Annotated in this window: 14 protein-coding genes and 4 tRNA genes; 1 reads left to right on the plus strand and 17 read right to left on the minus strand. The window is 62.2% G+C overall.

Annotation, left to right across the window (positions count from 1 at the left end):
• Nucleotides 1-105 precede the first annotated feature (105 nt).
• The 15 genes from rpoB to JANGC3_RS0118130 all read right to left on the minus strand — a co-directional run bounded on the left by rpoB (nucleotide 106) and on the right by JANGC3_RS0118130 (nucleotide 15,001).
• Entirely contained in the window at nucleotides 106-4,212 is a 4,107-nt protein-coding gene (gene rpoB, locus JANGC3_RS0118060) for a DNA-directed RNA polymerase subunit beta (protein WP_026133144.1), read from the minus strand.
• 238 nt (nucleotides 4,213-4,450) lie between these two features.
• Complete coding sequence (gene rplL, locus JANGC3_RS0118065) at nucleotides 4,451-4,822, minus strand: 50S ribosomal protein L7/L12 (protein WP_017877898.1); 372 nt, start codon at nucleotides 4,820-4,822, stop codon at nucleotides 4,451-4,453.
• Between the two features lie 69 nt (nucleotides 4,823-4,891).
• Nucleotides 4,892-5,437: a 50S ribosomal protein L10 gene (gene rplJ / locus JANGC3_RS0118070; protein WP_026133145.1), complete on the minus strand. Its 546-nt coding sequence runs from the start codon at nucleotides 5,435-5,437 to the stop codon at nucleotides 4,892-4,894.
• A 321-nt stretch (nucleotides 5,438-5,758) separates the two neighbouring features.
• Complete coding sequence (gene rplA, locus JANGC3_RS0118075) at nucleotides 5,759-6,454, minus strand: 50S ribosomal protein L1 (RefSeq protein ID WP_017877900.1); 696 nt, start codon at nucleotides 6,452-6,454, stop codon at nucleotides 5,759-5,761.
• A complete protein-coding gene (gene rplK / locus JANGC3_RS0118080; protein ID WP_017877901.1) occupies nucleotides 6,454-6,885 on the minus strand; it encodes a 50S ribosomal protein L11 in 432 nt (143 codons plus the stop codon). The genes rplA and rplK overlap by 1 nt, the downstream gene beginning before the upstream one ends.
• 118 nt (nucleotides 6,886-7,003) lie before the next feature.
• On the minus strand, nucleotides 7,004-7,618 hold the full coding sequence (gene nusG / locus JANGC3_RS0118085; RefSeq protein WP_017877902.1) for a transcription termination/antitermination protein NusG: 615 nt from the start codon (nucleotides 7,616-7,618) through the stop codon (nucleotides 7,004-7,006).
• The gene (gene secE, locus JANGC3_RS0118090; protein WP_026133146.1) at nucleotides 7,619-8,002 is read right to left on the minus strand and encodes a preprotein translocase subunit SecE; all 384 of its coding nucleotides are present in this window, start codon (nucleotides 8,000-8,002) and stop codon (nucleotides 7,619-7,621) included.
• A 35-nt stretch (nucleotides 8,003-8,037) separates the two neighbouring features.
• Nucleotides 8,038-8,113: transfer RNA gene (locus JANGC3_RS0118095), tRNA-Trp, on the minus strand.
• Nucleotides 8,114-8,182: 69 nt separating this feature from the next.
• On the minus strand, nucleotides 8,183-9,373 hold the full coding sequence (gene tuf, locus JANGC3_RS0118100; protein WP_017877864.1) for an elongation factor Tu: 1,191 nt from the start codon (nucleotides 9,371-9,373) through the stop codon (nucleotides 8,183-8,185).
• 99 nt (nucleotides 9,374-9,472) lie between these two features.
• Nucleotides 9,473-9,547: transfer RNA gene (locus JANGC3_RS0118105), tRNA-Thr, on the minus strand.
• A gap of 41 nt (nucleotides 9,548-9,588) precedes the next feature.
• Nucleotides 9,589-9,662: transfer RNA gene (locus JANGC3_RS0118110), tRNA-Gly, on the minus strand.
• A gap of 43 nt (nucleotides 9,663-9,705) precedes the next feature.
• Nucleotides 9,706-9,790, minus strand: a tRNA-Tyr gene (locus JANGC3_RS0118115).
• A gap of 221 nt (nucleotides 9,791-10,011) precedes the next feature.
• Nucleotides 10,012-11,544 (minus strand): HDOD domain-containing protein, encoded by a 1,533-nt coding sequence (locus JANGC3_RS0118120; RefSeq protein WP_051068325.1) that lies wholly within the window; start codon nucleotides 11,542-11,544, stop codon nucleotides 10,012-10,014.
• A 112-nt stretch (nucleotides 11,545-11,656) separates the two neighbouring features.
• Nucleotides 11,657-13,303, minus strand: a complete 1,647-nt coding sequence (locus JANGC3_RS0118125) for a response regulator (protein ID WP_017877904.1) — start codon at nucleotides 13,301-13,303, stop codon at nucleotides 11,657-11,659.
• Nucleotides 13,304-13,414: 111 nt separating this feature from the next.
• Nucleotides 13,415-15,001, minus strand: a complete 1,587-nt coding sequence (locus tag JANGC3_RS0118130) for a DUF3369 domain-containing protein (protein ID WP_017877905.1) — start codon at nucleotides 14,999-15,001, stop codon at nucleotides 13,415-13,417.
• A gap of 269 nt (nucleotides 15,002-15,270) precedes the next feature.
• Between JANGC3_RS0118130 and JANGC3_RS0118135 the strand changes: the two genes are divergently transcribed.
• Complete coding sequence (locus JANGC3_RS0118135; RefSeq protein WP_017877906.1) at nucleotides 15,271-15,774, plus strand: chemotaxis protein CheW; 504 nt, start codon at nucleotides 15,271-15,273, stop codon at nucleotides 15,772-15,774.
• Between the two features lie 18 nt (nucleotides 15,775-15,792).
• Here the strand turns inward: JANGC3_RS0118135 and JANGC3_RS29575 are convergent, their stop codons facing one another.
• Both JANGC3_RS29575 and JANGC3_RS0118145 read right to left on the minus strand, forming a co-directional pair.
• Nucleotides 15,793-16,728 carry a J domain-containing protein gene (locus JANGC3_RS29575; protein ID WP_051068326.1) on the minus strand — a complete coding sequence of 312 codons (936 nt, stop codon included), beginning with the start codon at nucleotides 16,726-16,728 and terminating at the stop codon, nucleotides 15,793-15,795.
• Nucleotides 16,729-16,829: 101 nt separating this feature from the next.
• Nucleotides 16,830-17,981 carry a class I SAM-dependent methyltransferase gene (locus JANGC3_RS0118145; protein WP_017877908.1) on the minus strand — a complete coding sequence of 384 codons (1,152 nt, stop codon included), beginning with the start codon at nucleotides 17,979-17,981 and terminating at the stop codon, nucleotides 16,830-16,832.
• Between the last annotated feature and the right edge of the window lie 11 nt (nucleotides 17,982-17,992).

Genomic DNA, 17,992 nt, shown 5'->3' on the forward strand with positions numbered 1-17,992 from the left:
GTATCACTCCAGGTGATTAAATTTCATTTCTGAGACGAAGTTGCCCGGCGAGGTTTCCCTGCCGGGCGGCTCCATCACAAACCAATAGTCGAGGGTTTCTCGTTATCAGTTTCTTTCGAGGTCGATATCAATACCCAGCGAACGGATTTCCTTCACCAACACGTTGAAGGATTCCGGCATACCGGCGTCGATCACATGGTCGCCCTTGACCAGGTTTTCGTACACCTTGGTACGGCCGTTCACGTCATCTGACTTGACAGTCAACATCTCTTGCAGCACGTACGATGCGCCGTAAGCTTCCAGGGCCCACACTTCCATCTCACCGAAACGCTGGCCACCGAACTGGGCTTTACCGCCCAGTGGCTGCTGCGTTACCAGCGAGTAAGGGCCGGTCGAACGGGCGTGCATCTTGTCATCAACCAAGTGATGCAGTTTCAACATGTGCATCACGCCAACGGTAACCTTGCGCTCGAACGCTTCGCCGGTGCGGCCGTCATACATCGTCACCTGGTTCTTGGACGGTGTCATGCCCAAGTTCTTGGCGATGTCGTCTGGATACGCCAGGTCCAGCATGCGGCGGATTTCCTCTTCATTGGCGCCGTCAAACACCGGGGTCGCGAACGGCACGCCCTTTTTCAGGTTTTCCGCCAGCTTCATGATCTCTTCGTCGTCGAAGGCGTCGAGGTCTTCGGCGCGGCCGTTTTCATTGTAGATCACGGTCAGGTACTTGCGCATTTCCGCGGCCTGCGTGTGCGCCTTCAACATTTCGCCGATACGGATACCCAGACCCTTGGCTGCCCAGCCCAAGTGAGTCTCGAGGATCTGACCGACGTTCATGCGCGAAGGAACGCCCAACGGGTTCAGCACCACGTCGGCCGGCGTGCCGTCGGCCATGTATGGCATGTCTTCCACGGGAACAATACGGGAAACCACACCCTTGTTACCATGGCGACCCGCCATCTTGTCGCCCGATTGCAGGCGGCGTTTCACGGCCAGATACACTTTGACCATTTTCTGCACGCCAGGTTGCAGTTCATCGCCCTGGGTCAGCTTCTTGCGCTTCTCTTCGAAGGCCAGGTCGAACTGGTGGCGCTTCTCGTTGATCGATTCCTTGATCGCTTCCAGCGCTACCGCCGCGTCGTCGTCCGCCGGGCGGATGTCGAACCAGTGGTATTTGTCCAGATCGGCCAGGTATTCCTTGGTGATCTTGGCGCCCTTGGCCAGCTTTTTAGGGCCGCCGTTGACGACTTTGCCGATCAGCATTTTTTCCAGACGCTGGAAGGCATCGCCCTCGACAATACGCATCTGGTCGTTCAAATCGAGGCGGAAACGCTTCAATTCGTCATCGATAATCTGCTGGGCGCGCTTGTCGCGGACGATGCCCTCGCGGGTGAACACCTGGACGTCGATGACGGTGCCGATCATGCCGGAAGGCACGCGCAGCGAGGTGTCTTTCACGTCCGACGCTTTTTCGCCGAAAATCGCGCGCAGCAGCTTCTCTTCAGGCGTCAGCTGGGTTTCGCCTTTTGGCGTCACTTTGCCGACCAGGGTGTCGCCAGCCTGGACTTCCGCGCCAATGTAGACGATACCGGACTCATCCAGACGGGCCAGTTGGTTCTCGGCCAGGTTCGAGATGTCGCGGGTGATTTCTTCCGCGCCCAGCTTGGTGTCGCGCGCAACCACCGACAACTCTTCGATATGAATCGAGGTGTAGCGGTCGTCCTTGACGACGTTTTCCGAGATCAGGATCGAATCTTCGAAGTTCAGACCATTCCATGGCATAAACGCCACGGTCATGTTCTGGCCAAGGGCCAACTCGCCCAAGTCGGTCGATGCGCCGTCGGCGATGACGTCGCGCTTCGAGACGCGGTCGCCAACCTTGACGATAGGACGTTGGTTGATGTTGGTGTTCTGGTTCGAACGGGTGTACTTGATCAGGTTGTAGATATCCACACCGACTTCGCCGGCGGTCGCTTCGTCATCGTTGACACGAATGACGACGCGGCCCGCATCGATGTAGTCGACGATACCGCCGCGCAGGGCCTGCACGGTGGTACCCGAGTCGACCGCCACGGTGCGTTCGATACCGGTACCGACCAGCGCCTTTTCAGGACGCAGGCAAGGCACGGCCTGGCGCTGCATGTTGGCACCCATCAAAGCGCGGTTCGCATCATCGTGTTCGAGGAACGGAATCAGCGACGCGGCGACGGAGACGATCTGGCCCGGCGCAACGTCCATGTACTGGATGCGCTCTGGGGATACCAGGATCGTTTCGCCGGCTTCACGCGCGGAAACCAGTTCATCGGACAAGGTGCCGCTCTTGTCGATGGTCGCGTTCGCCTGGGCGATGATGTAGCGGCCTTCTTCAATGGCGGACAGGTAATCGATCTGGTCGGTGATCTTGGAGCCTTCGACCTTGCGGTACGGGGTTTCCAGGAAGCCGTATTCATTCAAGCGGGCGTACAGGGCCAGCGAGTTGATCAGACCAATGTTCGGACCCTCGGGCGTCTCGATCGGGCAGACGCGGCCGTAGTGGGTCGGATGCACGTCGCGCACCTCGAAGCCGGCGCGTTCGCGGGTCAGACCGCCGGGTCCCAGCGCCGACACGCGGCGCTTGTGGGTAATTTCCGACAATGGATTGGTCTGATCCATAAACTGCGACAACTGCGACGAACCGAAGAACTCGCGGATCGCGGCCGAGATCGGCTTCGAATTGATCAGGTCGTGCGGCATCAGGTTGTCGGCTTCGGCTTGGCCGAGGCGTTCCTTGACGGCGCGCTCGACGCGCACCAGGCCGGCGCGGAACTGGTTTTCGGCCAGTTCGCCGACGCAACGTACGCGGCGGTTACCCAGGTGATCGATATCGTCGACTTCGCCGCGGCCATTGCGCAGTTCCACCAGGATCTTGATCACGGCCAGCACGTCTTCGTTCGACAGCGTCATGGCGCCGGTCAGTTCATCGCGGCCAATGCGGCGGTTGAACTTCATGCGGCCCACGGCCGACAGGTCGTAGCGGTCCGAGTTGTAGAACAGGCCGTTGAACAGCGCCTCGACCGAATCTTCGGTCGGCGGCTCGCCTGGACGCATCATGCGGTAGATCGCCACTTTCGCGGCCATCTGGTCGGCGGTGTCGTCGATGCGCAGGGTTTGCGAAATGTAGGCGCCCTGGTCCAGGTCGTTCGTGTACAGCGTCTGGATTTCGCTGATGTGCGCTTCGCGCAGACGACCCAACAAGTCTTCGGTCAGCTCGTCGTTGGCCGAGGCGACCACTTCGCCGGTGTCGGCGTCGACGATGTTCTTGGCCAGCACGCGGCCCAGCAGGTAGTCTTCAGGCACGGAGATGTGCTTGATGCCAGCCGCTTCGATATCGCGCACGTGCTTGGCGTTGATACGCTTGTCTTTCAGCACCAGCGTCTTGCCCGACTTGTCGACGATGTCGAAACGCGCCACTTCGCCGCGCAGACGCTCGGAGACGAATTCCATTTCCGCGCCTTCGGAGCGCAGGTTGAAATTGTCGAAGACAAAGAAGTTGGCCAGGATCTGCTCGTGCGACATGCCGATTGCCTTGAGCAAGATCGTCACGGGCATTTTGCGGCGGCGGTCGACGCGGAAGAACAGGATGTCTTTCGGGTCGAACTCGAAGTCCAGCCACGAACCGCGGTAAGGAATGATACGCGCGGAGAACAACAGCTTGCCCGACGAGTGCGTCTTGCCGCGGTCGTGTTCGAAGAACACGCCCGGGGAGCGGTGCAACTGCGACACGATGACGCGCTCGGTGCCGTTGATAACGAAGGAACCGGTGGTCGTCATGAGCGGCAATTCGCCCATGTAGACTTCTTGTTCTTTCATTTCCTTGACGACCGGCTTGGTCGGCGATTCCTTGTCCAGAATCACCAGGCGCACCTTGGCGCGCAGCGGCGAAGCGAAGGTCAGTCCGCGCTGTTGGCATTCTTTGACGTCAAAGGCGGGGTCGCCCAAGACGTACGACAAGAATTCGAGGCGCGCAAAACCATTGTGCGACACGATAGGGAAAATCGAGGTGAAGGCGGACTGCAAGCCATCGTTTTTACGGGTAGACGGTGCAATGTCTTCCTGCAAAAAGCTATGATAGGACTCGAGCTGGGTCGCCAGCAGGAACGGAACGTGGTGAACGTTGGCGCGCTTCGCGAATGACTTGCGAATGCGTTTCTTCTCAGTAAATGAGTAGTGCATGGACACTCCGTGAGTGACAGAAAGGATAGAAAATTCAGGTTTTGCAAGTGCTCAGAAGCAACATCGCGGCTGCGTGTGACACAGACGAAACCTCAAGGCTCTACTTTCCGGCTTGAATCGAAACAACATGACGAATACAAATACGACAAAGACGACAAAGGAGCCAAAGCCGGGTTTTTCCCTTTAACAGGAAAACCACAGACTTTGACTCGGGCGCGAACTGCCGCCGGTAATACTATTACTTGATCGAAGCGGTTGCGCCGGCTTCTACCAGTTTCTTCTGTGCTGCTTCAGCGTCAGCTTTCGACACTGCTTCTTTCACAGTTTTTGGTGCGCCATCGACCAGGTCTTTAGCTTCTTTCAAGCCCAGGCCGGTGATTTCGCGAACTGCTTTAATGACGCCAACTTTGTTAGCGCCGAAGCTGTCCAGGATGACGTTGAATTCGGTCTGCTCTTCAACAACGGCCGCTGGGCCAGCTGCTGGGCCGCCCGACGACATTGCTGCTGCCGACACGCCGAATTTTTCTTCGAATGCTTTAACCAGGTCGTTCAGGTCCATTACGGACATGGCGCTAACTGCTTCCAGGATATCGTCTTTGCTAATTGCCATTTTGAAACTCCTAAATTTATTACGTAAGTTACATCAGATTGGTACTGCGAGAAAAAAGCGTCGAGGCAATTAAGCTTCGACTGGCGCTTCTTCCGCTGCGGCTGCTTCAACGGCAGGGGCGGCGGATTCAGCATCTTTTTTCGCTGCCAGGGCAGCCAGACCACGTGCAAAGCCCGACACCGGAGCCAGCATAACGCCCAACAACTGCGCGATGAGGACTTCACGGCTAGGAATGCTAGCCAACGCTACGACAGCCGCTTTATCAAGCGGTTTGCCGGCGAAGTTACCTGCCGTGATGACCAGTTTGTCGTTGGTTTTAGCGAAGTCAGCGATGACTTTGGCTGCTGCAACGGCGTCTTCCGAGATCGAGTAGATCAACGGACCGGTCATGGAATCGGCGAGGCTAGCGAACGCGGTGCCTTCGACGGCGCGACGAGCCAATGTGTTTTTCAACACACGCAGGTATACGCCTTGGGCACGCGCTTTAGCACGCAGTTGCGTCAAGTGACCAACCTGGATGCCACGATATTCGGCCACGACGATAGTTTGCGCTGCTGCTACTTGCGCGGAAACTTCGGCGACTACGGCCTTTTTGTCATTCAGATTGAGACTCACGGTCAACCTCCTTAAATGATGTTCGGCAATCACAACCGAGTGGTTGAGCGCCTCGCATCGGTTCGAACACGGCGTCCGAAGTTAAGAAGTTCAAAAACTGAGCGGTTACATTCACGCAGCATGAGGACTACAAAACTTGTTCGGGTACACCATCTGCGTTGGGCGCCCCCGCTTGCGCGGCGGCGATTAACCTCATGCACGTGTTGTCACACTTGGCCCAACGGTCTTTGATTGTCTGGCACCCATATGCAAAACATATCGATACCAGCCCAAAGATTCGCCGGCCGTATCACAGGGATACGGCCGGACTTGATTTTTTACTTAAGCAGCCAGGCTAGCCTGGTCGACACGGACGCCAGCGCCCATGGTCGACGACAGCGAGACCTTGCGCAGGTAAACACCCTTGCTCGATGCTGGCTTGGCTTTGTTCAGCGCTTCGATCAGTGCGACCAAGTTCGATTTCAGGTCCGCATCAGCGAACGACTTGCGGCCGATCGTTGCGTGGATGATACCGGATTTGTCGGTACGGTATTGGACTTGACCGGCTTTCGCGTTTTTCACGGCGGTAGCGACGTCAGGAGTAACAGTACCAACCTTCGGGTTAGGCATCAGGCCGCGTGGGCCCAGGATCTGACCCAGGGTACCGACGATACGCATGGTGTCTGGCGAAGCGATGACGATATCGAAAGGCATGTTACCGGCTTTGATCGATTCGGCCAGGTCTTCCATACCAACGATGTCGGCGCCGGCGGCTTTAGCCTGCTCGGCTTTTTCGCCGGTTGCGAACACGGCAACGCGAACCGATTTGCCGGTGCCAGCTGGCAGCACGACGGAACCGCGGACGACTTGGTCCGATTTCTTCGGATCCACACCCAGTTGTACCGATACGTCGATCGATTCATTGAACTTGGCGGTAGCGCACTCTTTGATCAGAGCGACGGCGCTGTCGAACTCGTAAGCCTTGGTGCGGTCGACTTTGGCTTTGAAAGCCTTGATACGTTTGGATAACTTAGCCATTACACACCCTCTACCGTGATGCCCATCGAACGCGCGGAACCGGCGATGGTGCGCACTGCGGCATCCATGTCGGCAGCGGTCAGATCCGGCGATTTCAATTTAGCGATTTCTTCAGCTTGTGCGCGGGTCAACTTACCGACTTTGTCGGTATGTGGCTTCGGCGAACCTTTGGTGATCGCTGCAGCTTTTTTGATCAGGTACGTTGCAGGAGGCGTCTTCATCACGAAGGTGAAGGACTTGTCTGCGAACGCGGTGATCACGACTGGGATTGGCATGCCTGGCTCAACGCCTTGGGTCTGCGCGTTGAACGCTTTGCAGAATTCCATGATGTTCAGACCGCGCTGACCCAGTGCTGGACCGATTGGTGGGGATGGGTTTGCTTTACCAGCTGGAACTTGCAGCTTGATAAAACCAATGATTTTCTTTGCCATGATGGCTCCTATCTTGGATTGAGTAGTAGCGCCCCGCCGATGTTGCCCTGGCGGGGCTCCTCTGACCGGATTTCGCGGAACCTTGCGACGCTCCGGATGGGCGCTTGCCGCACACTACTTATACTTTTTCGACTTGGCCGAATTCCAGCTCTACCGGGGTGGCGCGGCCGAAAATGGTGACCGAGACGCGCACCTTGGATTTCTCGTAGTTGACTTCTTCGACGTTGCCGTTGAAGTCGGTGAACGGACCATCCTTGATACGCACCTGCTCGCCCACTTCGTACAGCGTCTTCGGACGCGGCTTCTCGATGCCCTCTTGCATTTGCTGCATGATCTTGTCGATTTCGCGCGCGGGAATCGGCGTCGGCTTGTTCGACTTGCCACCGATAAAGCCGGTGACCTTGCTGGTGTTCTTGACCAAATGCCAGGTCTCGTCCGTCATTTCCATTTCAACCAGAACGTAGCCCGGGAAGAAACGACGCTCGGTGACCGACTTGACGCCGTTCTTGACTTCGACCACTTCCTCGATCGGCACCAGGATCTGGCCAAACTGGTCTTGCATGCCGGCGCGCTCGACGCGCTCGGTCAACGCGCGCATCACACTTTTTTCCATACCGGAATAGGCGTGCACGACATACCAGCGCTTGTTGCTGACTGGCACGCTCAGCGGTGCCGCACCAACATCGGATGCCGGGACATCGCCCGGCACATCGTCTTGCACGTTTTCGCTCATTTATTTACCTACACCCAGAATCAAGTCGTACAACAAAAACTCAAGCAACTTATCCGTGCCCCAGAGGAAGATTGCCATCACCAAAACGAAGGCAAATACGATAGCCGTAATTTGCGACGCTTCTTTGCGTGTAGGCCACACCACTTTTTTCGTTTCGCGCACTGCTTCTTTGGCGAAATTCAGGAATTCACGGCCGGTCGTCGAAGTCCACAAGATGCCGACAGAAATAGCCAAACCAGCTACGAGTGCGGCTGCGCGCACCAGAGCTGGCTGGTTGTTCAGGTAATAAAACCCGACTACTCCTGCAATCGCGGCCACTACTGCCAAAACGATTTTCATCTTGTCATTCGACGTGCTAACGGTTTGCACGGATTGATTAGACATACTTTTTTTACTTTCGGTGCCCTGCACCAGAACGGTGGCAGGGACGGAGGGCATCGAACCCCCAACCTTCGGTTTTGGAGACCGACGCTCTGCCAATTGAGCTACGTCCCTACGTAAAACTTGAGAAGAATCCCGCTATTCTACCACCCGGGACACCCCGAGTGGAAGGACAGAGTATTCTTAAGCGAGAATTTTTGCAACCACGCCGGCGCCGACGGTACGACCGCCTTCACGAATAGCGAAGCGCAAACCTTCTTCCATGGCGATCGGGTTGATCAGCTTGACGGTGATCGACACGTTATCGCCTGGCATGACCATTTCTTTGTCTGCTGGCAACTCGATCGAACCGGTCACGTCCGTTGTACGGAAGTAGAACTGAGGACGATAGTTGTTGAAGAACGGCGTATGGCGGCCGCCTTCGTCTTTCGACAAGACATAGATCTCGCCGGTGAAGTGGTTATGTGGCTTGATCGAACCTGGCTTGGCCAACACTTGACCGCGCTGCACGTCTTCGCGCTTGGTACCGCGCAACAGCAAACCAACGTTGTCGCCGGCCATACCCTGGTCCAGCAGCTTGCGGAACATTTCCACGCCGGTGCAAGTGGTTTTGACGGTGTCGGTGATGCCGATGATTTCGATTTCTTCGCCGACTTTGACGATACCGCGCTCGATACGACCGGTCACAACGGTGCCGCGACCCGAGATCGAGAACACGTCTTCGACTGGCATCAGGAATGCACCATCGACTGCGCGCTCTGGCGTAGGGATGTAGGTATCGAGCGCATCGGCCAGACGCATAACCGCGTCAACGCCCATTTCGCCCTCAACGCCTTCCAGCGCCATACGTGCCGAACCTTTGATGATAGGCACGTCGTCGCCTGGGAAGTCGTATTTCGACAACAGCTCGCGCACTTCCATTTCTACCAGTTCCAGCAACTCGGCGTCATCGACCAGGTCGCATTTGTTCAGGAACACGATGATGTATGGAACGCCAACTTGGCGGGCCAGCAGGATGTGTTCGCGGGTCTGCGGCATTGGGCCGTCGGCTGCGGAGCACACCAGGATCGCGCCGTCCATCTGCGCTGCGCCGGTGATCATGTTTTTGATGTAATCGGCGTGGCCTGGGCAGTCAACGTGAGCGTAGTGGCGCGCTGCGGTTTCGTACTCGACGTGGGCGGTGTTGATGGTGATGCCGCGCGCTTTTTCTTCCGGTGCCGCATCGATCTGGTCGTATGCTTTGGCTTCGCCGCCGAATTTCTTCGCCAGCACGGTTGCGATAGCAGCCGTCAGGGTGGTTTTACCGTGGTCGACGTGGCCAATGGTGCCGACGTTGACGTGCGGCTTGGTCCGTTCGAATTTACCTTTTGCCATTTTGAACTCCTAATGATTTGATTAGATTGCTCAGGCACACGCCCGACGGTCTGGTTGAATATGCTGCTGTTGCTATTCTGTTGCTGATACTACGAATTCTGGTGCCCTTGACGTGGATCGAACACGTGGCCTCTCCCTTACCAAGGGAGTGCTCTACCACTGAGCTACAAGGGCTTTGTCATGCGCGCGATGCAAACCGAGCATCTGAAGGGCACTGGAGCGGGTGAAGGGAATCGAACCCTCGTCGTAAGCTTGGAAGGCTTCTGCTCTACCATTGAGCTACACCCGCGAGTATCGTTCACTTCCACTACTCAGTCTGCCTTGCAAAAACTTGGTGGAGGGGGCTGGATTCGAACCAGCGTACACATAGTGAGCAGATTTACAGTCTGCCGCCTTTAACCACTCGGCCACCCCTCCGCGAGGAACCGCAGAGTATGAAGCATTCAAACACATCTGTCAACCAACTCCGCTGATGCTGCCGCGGAGTAAGAAGAAGTTGGCTGCTTCGGGGCGTGATTATAAGCCTCGGTTCGGCGAATCTGCAAGGGCAAGATTAAAAATATTACTATTTCTTTTTTGCGCGGCTTTTCGCAGGCCGGCTTAGCCCATCGGGCCTGGCCCGACCTACGACACCTCGCTCACGGCGTCAGCGCCACCAGCACCTGCCCCTTCAGCGCGCGGATCAGCGAGGCCTCGTCCGGCGGCACGCCCTCCGGCGCCGGGTGGATGCGGTCGGCGTAGAACAGCCCCAGTTGCACCGACTGCACCACCAGCGGCAGCACGATGAAGCTGCGGGCGTCCGGCAGCAGCGCCCGGTGCCACGGCGGCAGCAGGTCGCGGATCTTTTGCGCGCCGGCGTCGGCGATCATCAGGTCGGCCTCGTTTTCCATCGCCAGGTGGAACAGGTCGTTGACCGGGGCGATCGGAAACTGGAAGCCGGCCTGGCGCTCGGCGTGCTTTTCGCCAAACGACAGGCGCGCGCGGTACAGGCCGCTCCTGGCGTCCTTCAGGCACACCGTGGCGTAGCGGAAGCCCATGCTGCGGTACAGCGTCTCCAGCACCGTCTGGATCAGCTCGTTCATCTTGCACTGGCCGCCGGCGCGCATCTGCGTCACCTCCTGCACCCCGGCCAGCAACAGTTCGCGGGCGTTGGTCGGCTTGCCGCTCGGATAGGCGGCGTCCTTGCCGGCGTCGCCGGCGTCCATCGTCGCCAGCACCAGCACGTTGGGCAGGCCGCCCTCGCCGTCGTCTTCCGCCTGCGGCGCCAGGTTCATGCTTTCGAGCAGGCTGGCCATTTCCGCGCGCACCGTCTCGAACAGCTTGCGCAGCAGCGCCTGGTCAACCGCCAGCGCCACGCCGAAGCGCGCCAGCAGCGCGCGCGCCTCCGGCGTCTCGGCCGCTTCGCCCGGCCGCCCCAGCAGCTTGGCGGCGTCGATGCTGAACGTGGCCACCTGGCGCATCCACTCCTGGCGGTTGACGGCGAGCTTCTGCGGACCCGGTGGCAGCGTGCTCAGCGAGCGGACGATGACGTCGGGGATCTTCCATTCGCGCAGCACGGCCGCCGACAGCACGTCGTAGCTGCTGCCCAATATCATCTGCGAGGCCTGGCTCTGGTTGTGTTCGCCGGCCGCGACCAGCGCGCAGATCTCGCGGAAGCGTTCGTGCTCCTGCGAGGCGATCAGCAGCGGGCCGATGTTCTTGAACAGCGCGCCGATCGAGGCTTCCTCGGCGCCCTGGTAAAAGCTCAGGCGCGCCAGCTCGCGCCCCAGCAGGCTGGCGCACAGCGCCGCCTCCAGTTCGGCGCGCACGCTGTGGGCGTGCTTACTGTTGAGCAGGGTGTCGACCAGCAGCATCGCCAGCGCGGTGGTTTTGACGTTGTTAAAGCCCAACAGCGAGATCGCCCGCGAAATCGTCGTCACGGCGGTGCCGTTGGCGGTGCGGTAGGTCGGCGTGTTCGACAGGCGCAGGATCTTTTGCGTCAGCGCCACGTCCGACAACACGTAATAGGCCAGGCTCTGCGTCCCCTCGTCGTCCGACGAGGCCAGTTGCACCACCCGCGCGACCGAGGCGCCGAGCGCGAACAGGCCCTCGTCGCCGCAGAGTTTGTGCAGCAACTGGCCGCGCACCGGACGCTCGGCGCCGCCGGACCCGCTGGATGAAGCTGTAAACATAGGCGTGACTCCCGTTCGATATGGTAGGTCGGACGCGGGGGCCGCCGGGGCGGACGCGCGATTCGACGCCGCGCCGCCGCCGACCGGGTTACGCCGTTCCGGCCAACCCGAGCTACGCGCCGGCGCCGGCGTCGCGCCAGCGGCCGGCGCGGATGTTGTATTTTTGCAAAATCTGCTGGTGCAGCCCGGCCAGCGCCGGCAGCTTGGCGTTGAGCGGGTCGAGCCGCCGCACCGCGCCGATGTAGTCCAGCGCCAGCTGGCCCAGGCGCTCCTCCCAGCCGGTGTTTTCCAAGCATTTGAGCACCGCGACGGCGGCGTTGAATACCACCTGCGGGTTGTCGGGCAGTGTCACGGCGGCTTCCACCATCAAGTCGACGGCGGCGCGGAAGTCGCCCTCCTTGGCCTTGGCGGCGCCGGCGGCGACCATGTCGGCCACCTGCTGCCGGCTTTCGTGCGCCAGCGCCACGGCCAACTCGGCGCGGCCGGCGTTCTCGAACACCGCCATCGCCCGGGCCATCTCGGCGCTGCTGCCGGCGTTGCGCATGACGTCGCGCATGACGTCGGCGGCGCCGTCCTCCTTGCCGTTGTCGAGGCAGTTGCGCGCCAGTTCGATCTTCAGGCCGCTCGACACGCCCACGCTGTGGCGGCAGGCCGCCAGCGCGGCGTCGAGCGACTCGCCCAGGCGCGCCTCGTTGCCGGTGAACTCGTGCAGCATGGCCGAGGCGACCGCGCTGCACAGGCCGCTGTTCTTTTGCCCCGCCATCGACTTGTCGAGGTCGCGGATCACCGCCGCCGCCTGCACCGGGTCGCCCTTCAGCACCAGGCTCTGCACCAGCCGCGCGTGGTCCTCCGGGTCGCGGAATTCGGAGTACTTGGCCTTGCTGACGACCTGCTTCAGCGCCTTTTCGGCGGCGTCGACGTCGCCCGCCTCCAGCGCCACCTGGCCCAGCCGGCGCAAGCGCCGCAGCGCGTGCGGCGACAGGGCCACGGCCTCGCTCAGCGCCGCCTGGGCGCGCGCCGGCTGGCCCAGCGCCTCGTGGGTGCGGGCCAGCCAGTCGTAGGCGTCGAGGAATTTCTTGTTGTGTTCCAGCAGCGACTCGAGCATCTCGCGGGCCTGCTCGAACTGGCCGCGCATGAACAACGTGCGGGCCTGGCCCAGGCGCGCCCAGCCGATCGCCTTGCCGCTGTACAGCTCGGCGTAAATCGGCTCGGCCTCGGCCGGCTCGCCCAGCAGCACGTGCAGCTCGGCGCGCAGGCGCAGGAAGTCGGTGGCGTAGCGCGGCGCGGCGACGGCGGCGCCGACGCAGGCGGCAATGGCGCCGCGCTCGTCGCCCAGCTCGATACGCTGGTACACCGGCAGCAAGGCGTTGCGCTTGTCGAGCGCGCGGCCTATGCGCTCGAGCATGTTATCGGCCGTGAAAGGTTTCAGGATATAGTCGGTGGGCGCCAGTTCGACCGCGCTGACCACCTTGTCGAAGCTGCCCTCGCCGGTGACGATGATAAACATCGTGGTGGCGTGGATCAGCTTGTGGTGGCGCAGGTCCTCCAGCAATTGCTGGCCGTCCTGGCCGCCCTCGAGGTCGTATTCGCACAGGATCAGGTCGAAGCTTTTGACGCCGAGCTGGCGGATCGCCTGGCTGGAGTTGGCGGCGTCGTCGATGCGCGCCAGGCCGCACAGGTTGAGCATATTGTGCAGGCTGGCGCGCATGCCCGGGTGCGGCTCGACGATCAGCGCGCTCAGGCCCTTGAATTGGTTCATGTCATCGGTTCCGAAAAAGCCGCCGGCGCCGCGCCGGCGCCCTCCCCTCCAGTGTATAGGAGCGCGCCGCGCCCGGCTGCATTTTCCGTCATGGCCGGGACCGGTAGCGACCTATTGGCGCTCGGGATGCCACAGCGCCGGTTCGCCGTCGATCAGATGCGCCAGCGCCGCCACCACCTCCGGGTCGAACTGCGTGCCGGAACGCTCCTCGATATAGCTGCGCACCTGCGGGTACGGCCACGGTTCCTTGTAGGGGCGTTCGTGCAGCAGCGCGTCGAAGACGTCGACCACGGCGACGATGCGCGCGGCCACCGGGATGGCGCGCCCCTTCAAGCCCTGCGGATAGCCGGCGCCGTCGAAGTGTTCGTGGTGGTTGCCGGCGATTTGCGCGCCGTAGCTCAGGTAGCTGACGCCGTCGACCATGCCGGCGGCGCGCTCGAGGATGGTCTGGCCCACGCGCGCGTGCAACTGCATCTGCGCCCGCTCCTCGGCGGTGTGCGGGCCCGGCTTGAGCAGGATGCGGTCCGGCGTGGCGACCTTGCCGACGTCGTGCAGGATGCTGGCCAGGCCGATCATGTCGACCAGCTGCGGCGTGACCTCGTCCTCGTAGACGGCGCGCGCGCGCAGCACGCCGGCGATGGCGCTCGAGAGCGCCTGCACCCGGCGCACGTGGCCGCCGGTGTCGCCGTCGCGGAACTCGGCCAGGTCGGCCAGCGCCACCACGGTCGCCTCCTGCGCCTTGCGCAGCTGGCCGAACATATACAGGTTGTCGAAGGCGGCGGCGATGCGCTGGCAAAACACTTCGAGCAGGTCGCGCTGGATCTGCGCCAGCGGCCACGGCGGCGTGACCGAGATGGCCAGCTCGCGGTCGCCCTCGGTGTGGATGAACAGCACGTTGGCCGGGTGCTCGAACTGGCTGCACTTCTCGGCGAAGGCCTTGTTGATGGTCGGCGCCAGCGGATGCTCGGGCGGCAGGCGCTCGGCGTCGGCCAGCGCGGCGTAGCCGCCGGTGGCGGCGACCACGGTCGGCACCCCGGTGCCGCCCTGCATCAGGCACAGCACGCCGTCGGCGCCGACGTCGAGGATGGCGCTGACCTGGTTCAGCACGCCGGAGGCGAATTCGCGCAGCGAGTGGATCTGGTACAGATTGGTGGCGCCGGCCAGGATCTTGCCCAGGCCGATGCGGCTGCGCTCGAGCATCATCAGGCTTTCATAGGCGCGCAGCGCCGAGATCACCGTGGTAAACAGCTTCTGCGTGGTCAGCTCGGTTTTCGCCTTGTAGTCGTTGATGTCGTATTCGATGATGACGCGCTGCTCCGGCGCCTGGCCCGGCTGGCCGGTGCGCAGCACCACGCGGACGATCGCGTTGTTCAAGTCGGCGCGGATGCGCTTGGCCAGGATCAGGCCGGCGTCGTCGGTTTCCATCACCACGTCCAGCAGCACCAGCGCGATGTCGGCGGTGTCGCGCAGGATCTCGAAGGCTTCCTTGCCGCTGTAGGCCGAAAACAGCTCCAGCTCGCGGCCCTTGAAGCTGACGTTGCGCAGCGCCAGCCGGGTCACCGCGTGCACGTCGACGTCGTCGTCGACGATCAAGACGCGCCACAGGCGTTGGTCCGGCGCGGCCAGACCGACTGGCTTTTGCTGCTCGTCGTCCTCGTCAAGCAGCCAGTTCTCGTCTGCGGCGTTGGGGTCGGTCATCACTGCTCCTTAGGGGTGAACGCGGCGTCTGCGACTGCACGCTCTGGCACCCCAGCATAATCAGATTTTGTCAGGGTTACAACCCCCATTCTATTGGATCGGCGCGCGCGCGGCCGAACTGGCGCGGCGCCGCCTATTTTTTCGCAAAGCGCCGCCGCCGGCCTCGTAATATGCTGGATACTCTGCTACCCTTTTACAACCATGAGCCAGCCGCGCCGGCGGCGCCGGCGCGACGCCCCCACCGGCGTTTTTTACAAGGACACCACACTATGCAAGAAAGCGCATCCGCCGCGTCCCAGGCGCGCCCGGGCAAGGACATCGCCGGCCAGGAATACCTGGCCTTCACGCTCGGCTCCGAAGAGTACGGCATCGACATCCTGAAGGTGCAGGAAATCCGCGGCTACGAGCAGGTCACGCGCATCGCCAACGCGCCCGACTTCGTCAAGGGCGTCATCAACCTGCGCGGCATCATCATCCCGGTGGTCGACATGCGCATCAAGTTCAAGCTGGGCACGCCGGTGTACGACCAGTTCACCGTCGTCATCATCCTCAACATCGGCGGGCGCATCGCCGGCATGGTGGTCGACAGCGTCTCCGACGTCACCACGCTGACGCCGGACCAGGTCAAGGCGGCGCCGGAAATGGGCGCCGCCTTCAGCAGCGACTTCCTGATCGGCCTGGGCACCATCGACGAGCGCATGCTAATCCTGATCGACATCGACAAGCTGATGTCGAGCGACGAGATGGGCTTGAGCGACACCATCGCGGCCTAGACCGGCCCCGCGGCCGGCCTATTGCGCGGCCGCCTTGTCGCAGCCGCCGCCGTCCTGGGCGATTTCCTGGTAGCGCACCTCGTACTTGCCGAAGGCCAGTTGGTCGACGACGAGCTTCTCGTGCGCCAGGATGAACAGGTAGCGCACGTTCGAGCGCCGCTCCAGGTCGTACAATTTGATGAACACCGGGACGTCGTTGTTGCCGTTGTCGAGCGTCAGTTGCAGCTCCGCGCCCTTGTTGGCGACCGGGAAGCCGTCGAGGTAACCCGACTTGCGCGGCCACGGCTCGCCGTTCGGCGCCGTCTGCGCGCGCGGGTCGGCGTCGCAGGCCGGCGCGGCGCTGGCGGCGGCCGGCAGCACCAGTTGCGACACCGCCATGATCTTGATGTCGGCCGGCCGCGGCGCGGCCGGCTCGGGCGCATAGGGTTTGCCGACGGCCCAGCGGTCGACCGCCGCCGCGTCCTTCGCCTCGTCCTTCGGCTCGGCCTTGGCGGCGGGCGTCGGCCCGGCCGCGCCGGCGCCGCGCGCGGACGCGCCCCACGGCGCCGCCTCGCCGCGCTGCAGCATCAGCATCGCCCCCAGCCAGCCCAGCGCCAGGCACAACGCCAGGCTGAGCCACCAACTCCAGGCGCGCCACAGCGGCGCCGGCGCGGCCGCCGCCTCCCCGGGCGGCGCGGCGTCGTGGCGGTGCTCGTCCTGGTGGGTGCTTTCCAGCCAATTGATCTCCCACTCCTCGGCGGCGATCCACTCGTCGTGTTCCTTGCGGCGCTGCGGATCGGCCAGCGTGCCGTAGGCGCTGTTGAGGATGGCCATGATGCGCGCGGCCTTCTCGTCGCCGGGATTCTTGTCGGGATGGTATTTCTGGCTGAGCGCTTTGTAGGCGGCACGTATGACTTCCTGCGGCGCCATGCGCGCCACCTTCAGGTTGTCATAGTGAGTGTGTATCTTTCCCATCGTTCCAATGTGTAAGCAAGCACAAGCGCGTCGCGACGGCTGGTCGCGCCCAGTCAGTCATCATAGCCGATTTGGCAAGCCAACAGCGCCATTGGCTGGTCCTACAGCCGGTGGCTGCGGTCGCCCGCCAGCAGCGCCGCCGGCAGTTGCACGCCGCGGCCCACCGCCAGCACCTTGAACAGCTCGCCCATCTCGGCCGGCGAGACCAGTTTTTGCAGCGCGTTGGCCTGCGGCAGATAGGCCATCGCGTCGGCCGGGTCGGTGCGCAGCAGCAGCTCGCCGACGCCGGCGCCGAGCAGGAAGGCGGCCTGGCTCATATACCCGAGCACGTCCAGGCCGGCGTCCTGCGCCGCCAGCGCCATCGCCGTGAAATCGACGTGGGCGGTAATGTCCTGCAGGCCCGGCAGGTAAAACGGGTCGGCGTGGGCGTGGTGGCGGTAATGGCACATCAGGGTGCCGGCGGCGCGCTGGCCCAGATAGTATTCGTGCGCCGGGAAACCGTAGTCGAGCAGCACCGCCGCGCCGCCCGCGCCGGCCCCCAGCATCCGCGCCAGCGAGCGCATGAAGCCGCAGGCGACGCCGTGGATTTCGCTGACGTAGCCGACCGGCAACGCCTCCGGCTGCGGTATCTGGGCGGCGATCTGCGCCAGCGCGGCGGCGCCGGCCGGCCGCTCGACGAAGGCGAAACGGCCGTCCTCGATACCGACGTCGAGTTCGCACCAGCCGGCCGGGGTCTTGCTGACCAGGTCGACCGGCATCGCGTCGAGCACCTCGTTGCCGAACACCGCGCCGCTGAAGGCGTCGGGGAAGTTGTCCAGCCAGCGCACCTGCGGGAAGGCGGCCAGCGCCAGCTCCTGGCGCGCCCGCAGCTCGCCCGACAGTTCGACGATGGCGTACTGCTCGACGTGCACGCCGGCGCGCGCCAGCTCGGTCAGCATGTCGTGCGCCAGCTTGCCGGTGCCGGCGCCGAATTCGAGAATGCGCGGCGCGCTTTGCGCCATAATAGCGGCTGCGACCTGGGCCAGCGCCGCGCCGAACAGCGCCGTCAGCTCGGGCGCCGTTGTAAAATCGCCATCCTTGCCGAGCTTGGCCGCGCCGCCGCTGTAATAGCCGAGGTCGGGCGCGTACAGCGCCAGCTCCATGAAACGGCGGAAGGGGATGGCGCCCGATTGCCGCTCGATCTCGGCGGCGATCCGGTGCTGCAGGGCGTGGGACGCGGCCAGCGCGTCGCTAGTGGGTGCGGGAAGGGACATTCCGGCATTGT

It is taken from the genome of Janthinobacterium sp. CG3, assembly GCF_000344615.1.
Classification (GTDB): Bacteria; Pseudomonadota; Gammaproteobacteria; order Burkholderiales; family Burkholderiaceae_D; genus Janthinobacterium.

Coding starts and splice junctions, on each gene's coding strand:
- rpoB (WP_026133144.1), bottom strand. CDS start 4,212: ATGCACTACTCATTTACTGAGAAGAAACGCATTCGCAAGTCATTCGCG.
- rplL (WP_017877898.1), bottom strand. CDS start 4,822: ATGGCAATTAGCAAAGACGATATCCTGGAAGCAGTTAGCGCCATGTCC.
- rplA (WP_017877900.1), bottom strand. CDS start 6,454: ATGGCTAAGTTATCCAAACGTATCAAGGCTTTCAAAGCCAAAGTCGAC.
- rplK (WP_017877901.1), bottom strand. CDS start 6,885: ATGGCAAAGAAAATCATTGGTTTTATCAAGCTGCAAGTTCCAGCTGGT.
- nusG (WP_017877902.1), bottom strand. CDS start 7,618: ATGAGCGAAAACGTGCAAGACGATGTGCCGGGCGATGTCCCGGCATCC.
- secE (WP_026133146.1), bottom strand. CDS start 8,002: ATGTCTAATCAATCCGTGCAAACCGTTAGCACGTCGAATGACAAGATG.
- tuf (WP_017877864.1), bottom strand. CDS start 9,373: ATGGCAAAAGGTAAATTCGAACGGACCAAGCCGCACGTCAACGTCGGC.
- JANGC3_RS0118120 (WP_051068325.1), bottom strand. CDS start 11,544: ATGTTTACAGCTTCATCCAGCGGGTCCGGCGGCGCCGAGCGTCCGGTG.
- JANGC3_RS0118125 (WP_017877904.1), bottom strand. CDS start 13,303: ATGAACCAATTCAAGGGCCTGAGCGCGCTGATCGTCGAGCCGCACCCG.
- JANGC3_RS0118130 (WP_017877905.1), bottom strand. CDS start 15,001: ATGACCGACCCCAACGCCGCAGACGAGAACTGGCTGCTTGACGAGGAC.
- JANGC3_RS0118135 (WP_017877906.1), top strand. CDS start 15,271: ATGCAAGAAAGCGCATCCGCCGCGTCCCAGGCGCGCCCGGGCAAGGAC.
- JANGC3_RS29575 (WP_051068326.1), bottom strand. CDS start 16,728: ATGGGAAAGATACACACTCACTATGACAACCTGAAGGTGGCGCGCATG.
- JANGC3_RS0118145 (WP_017877908.1), bottom strand. CDS start 17,981: ATGTCCCTTCCCGCACCCACTAGCGACGCGCTGGCCGCGTCCCACGCC.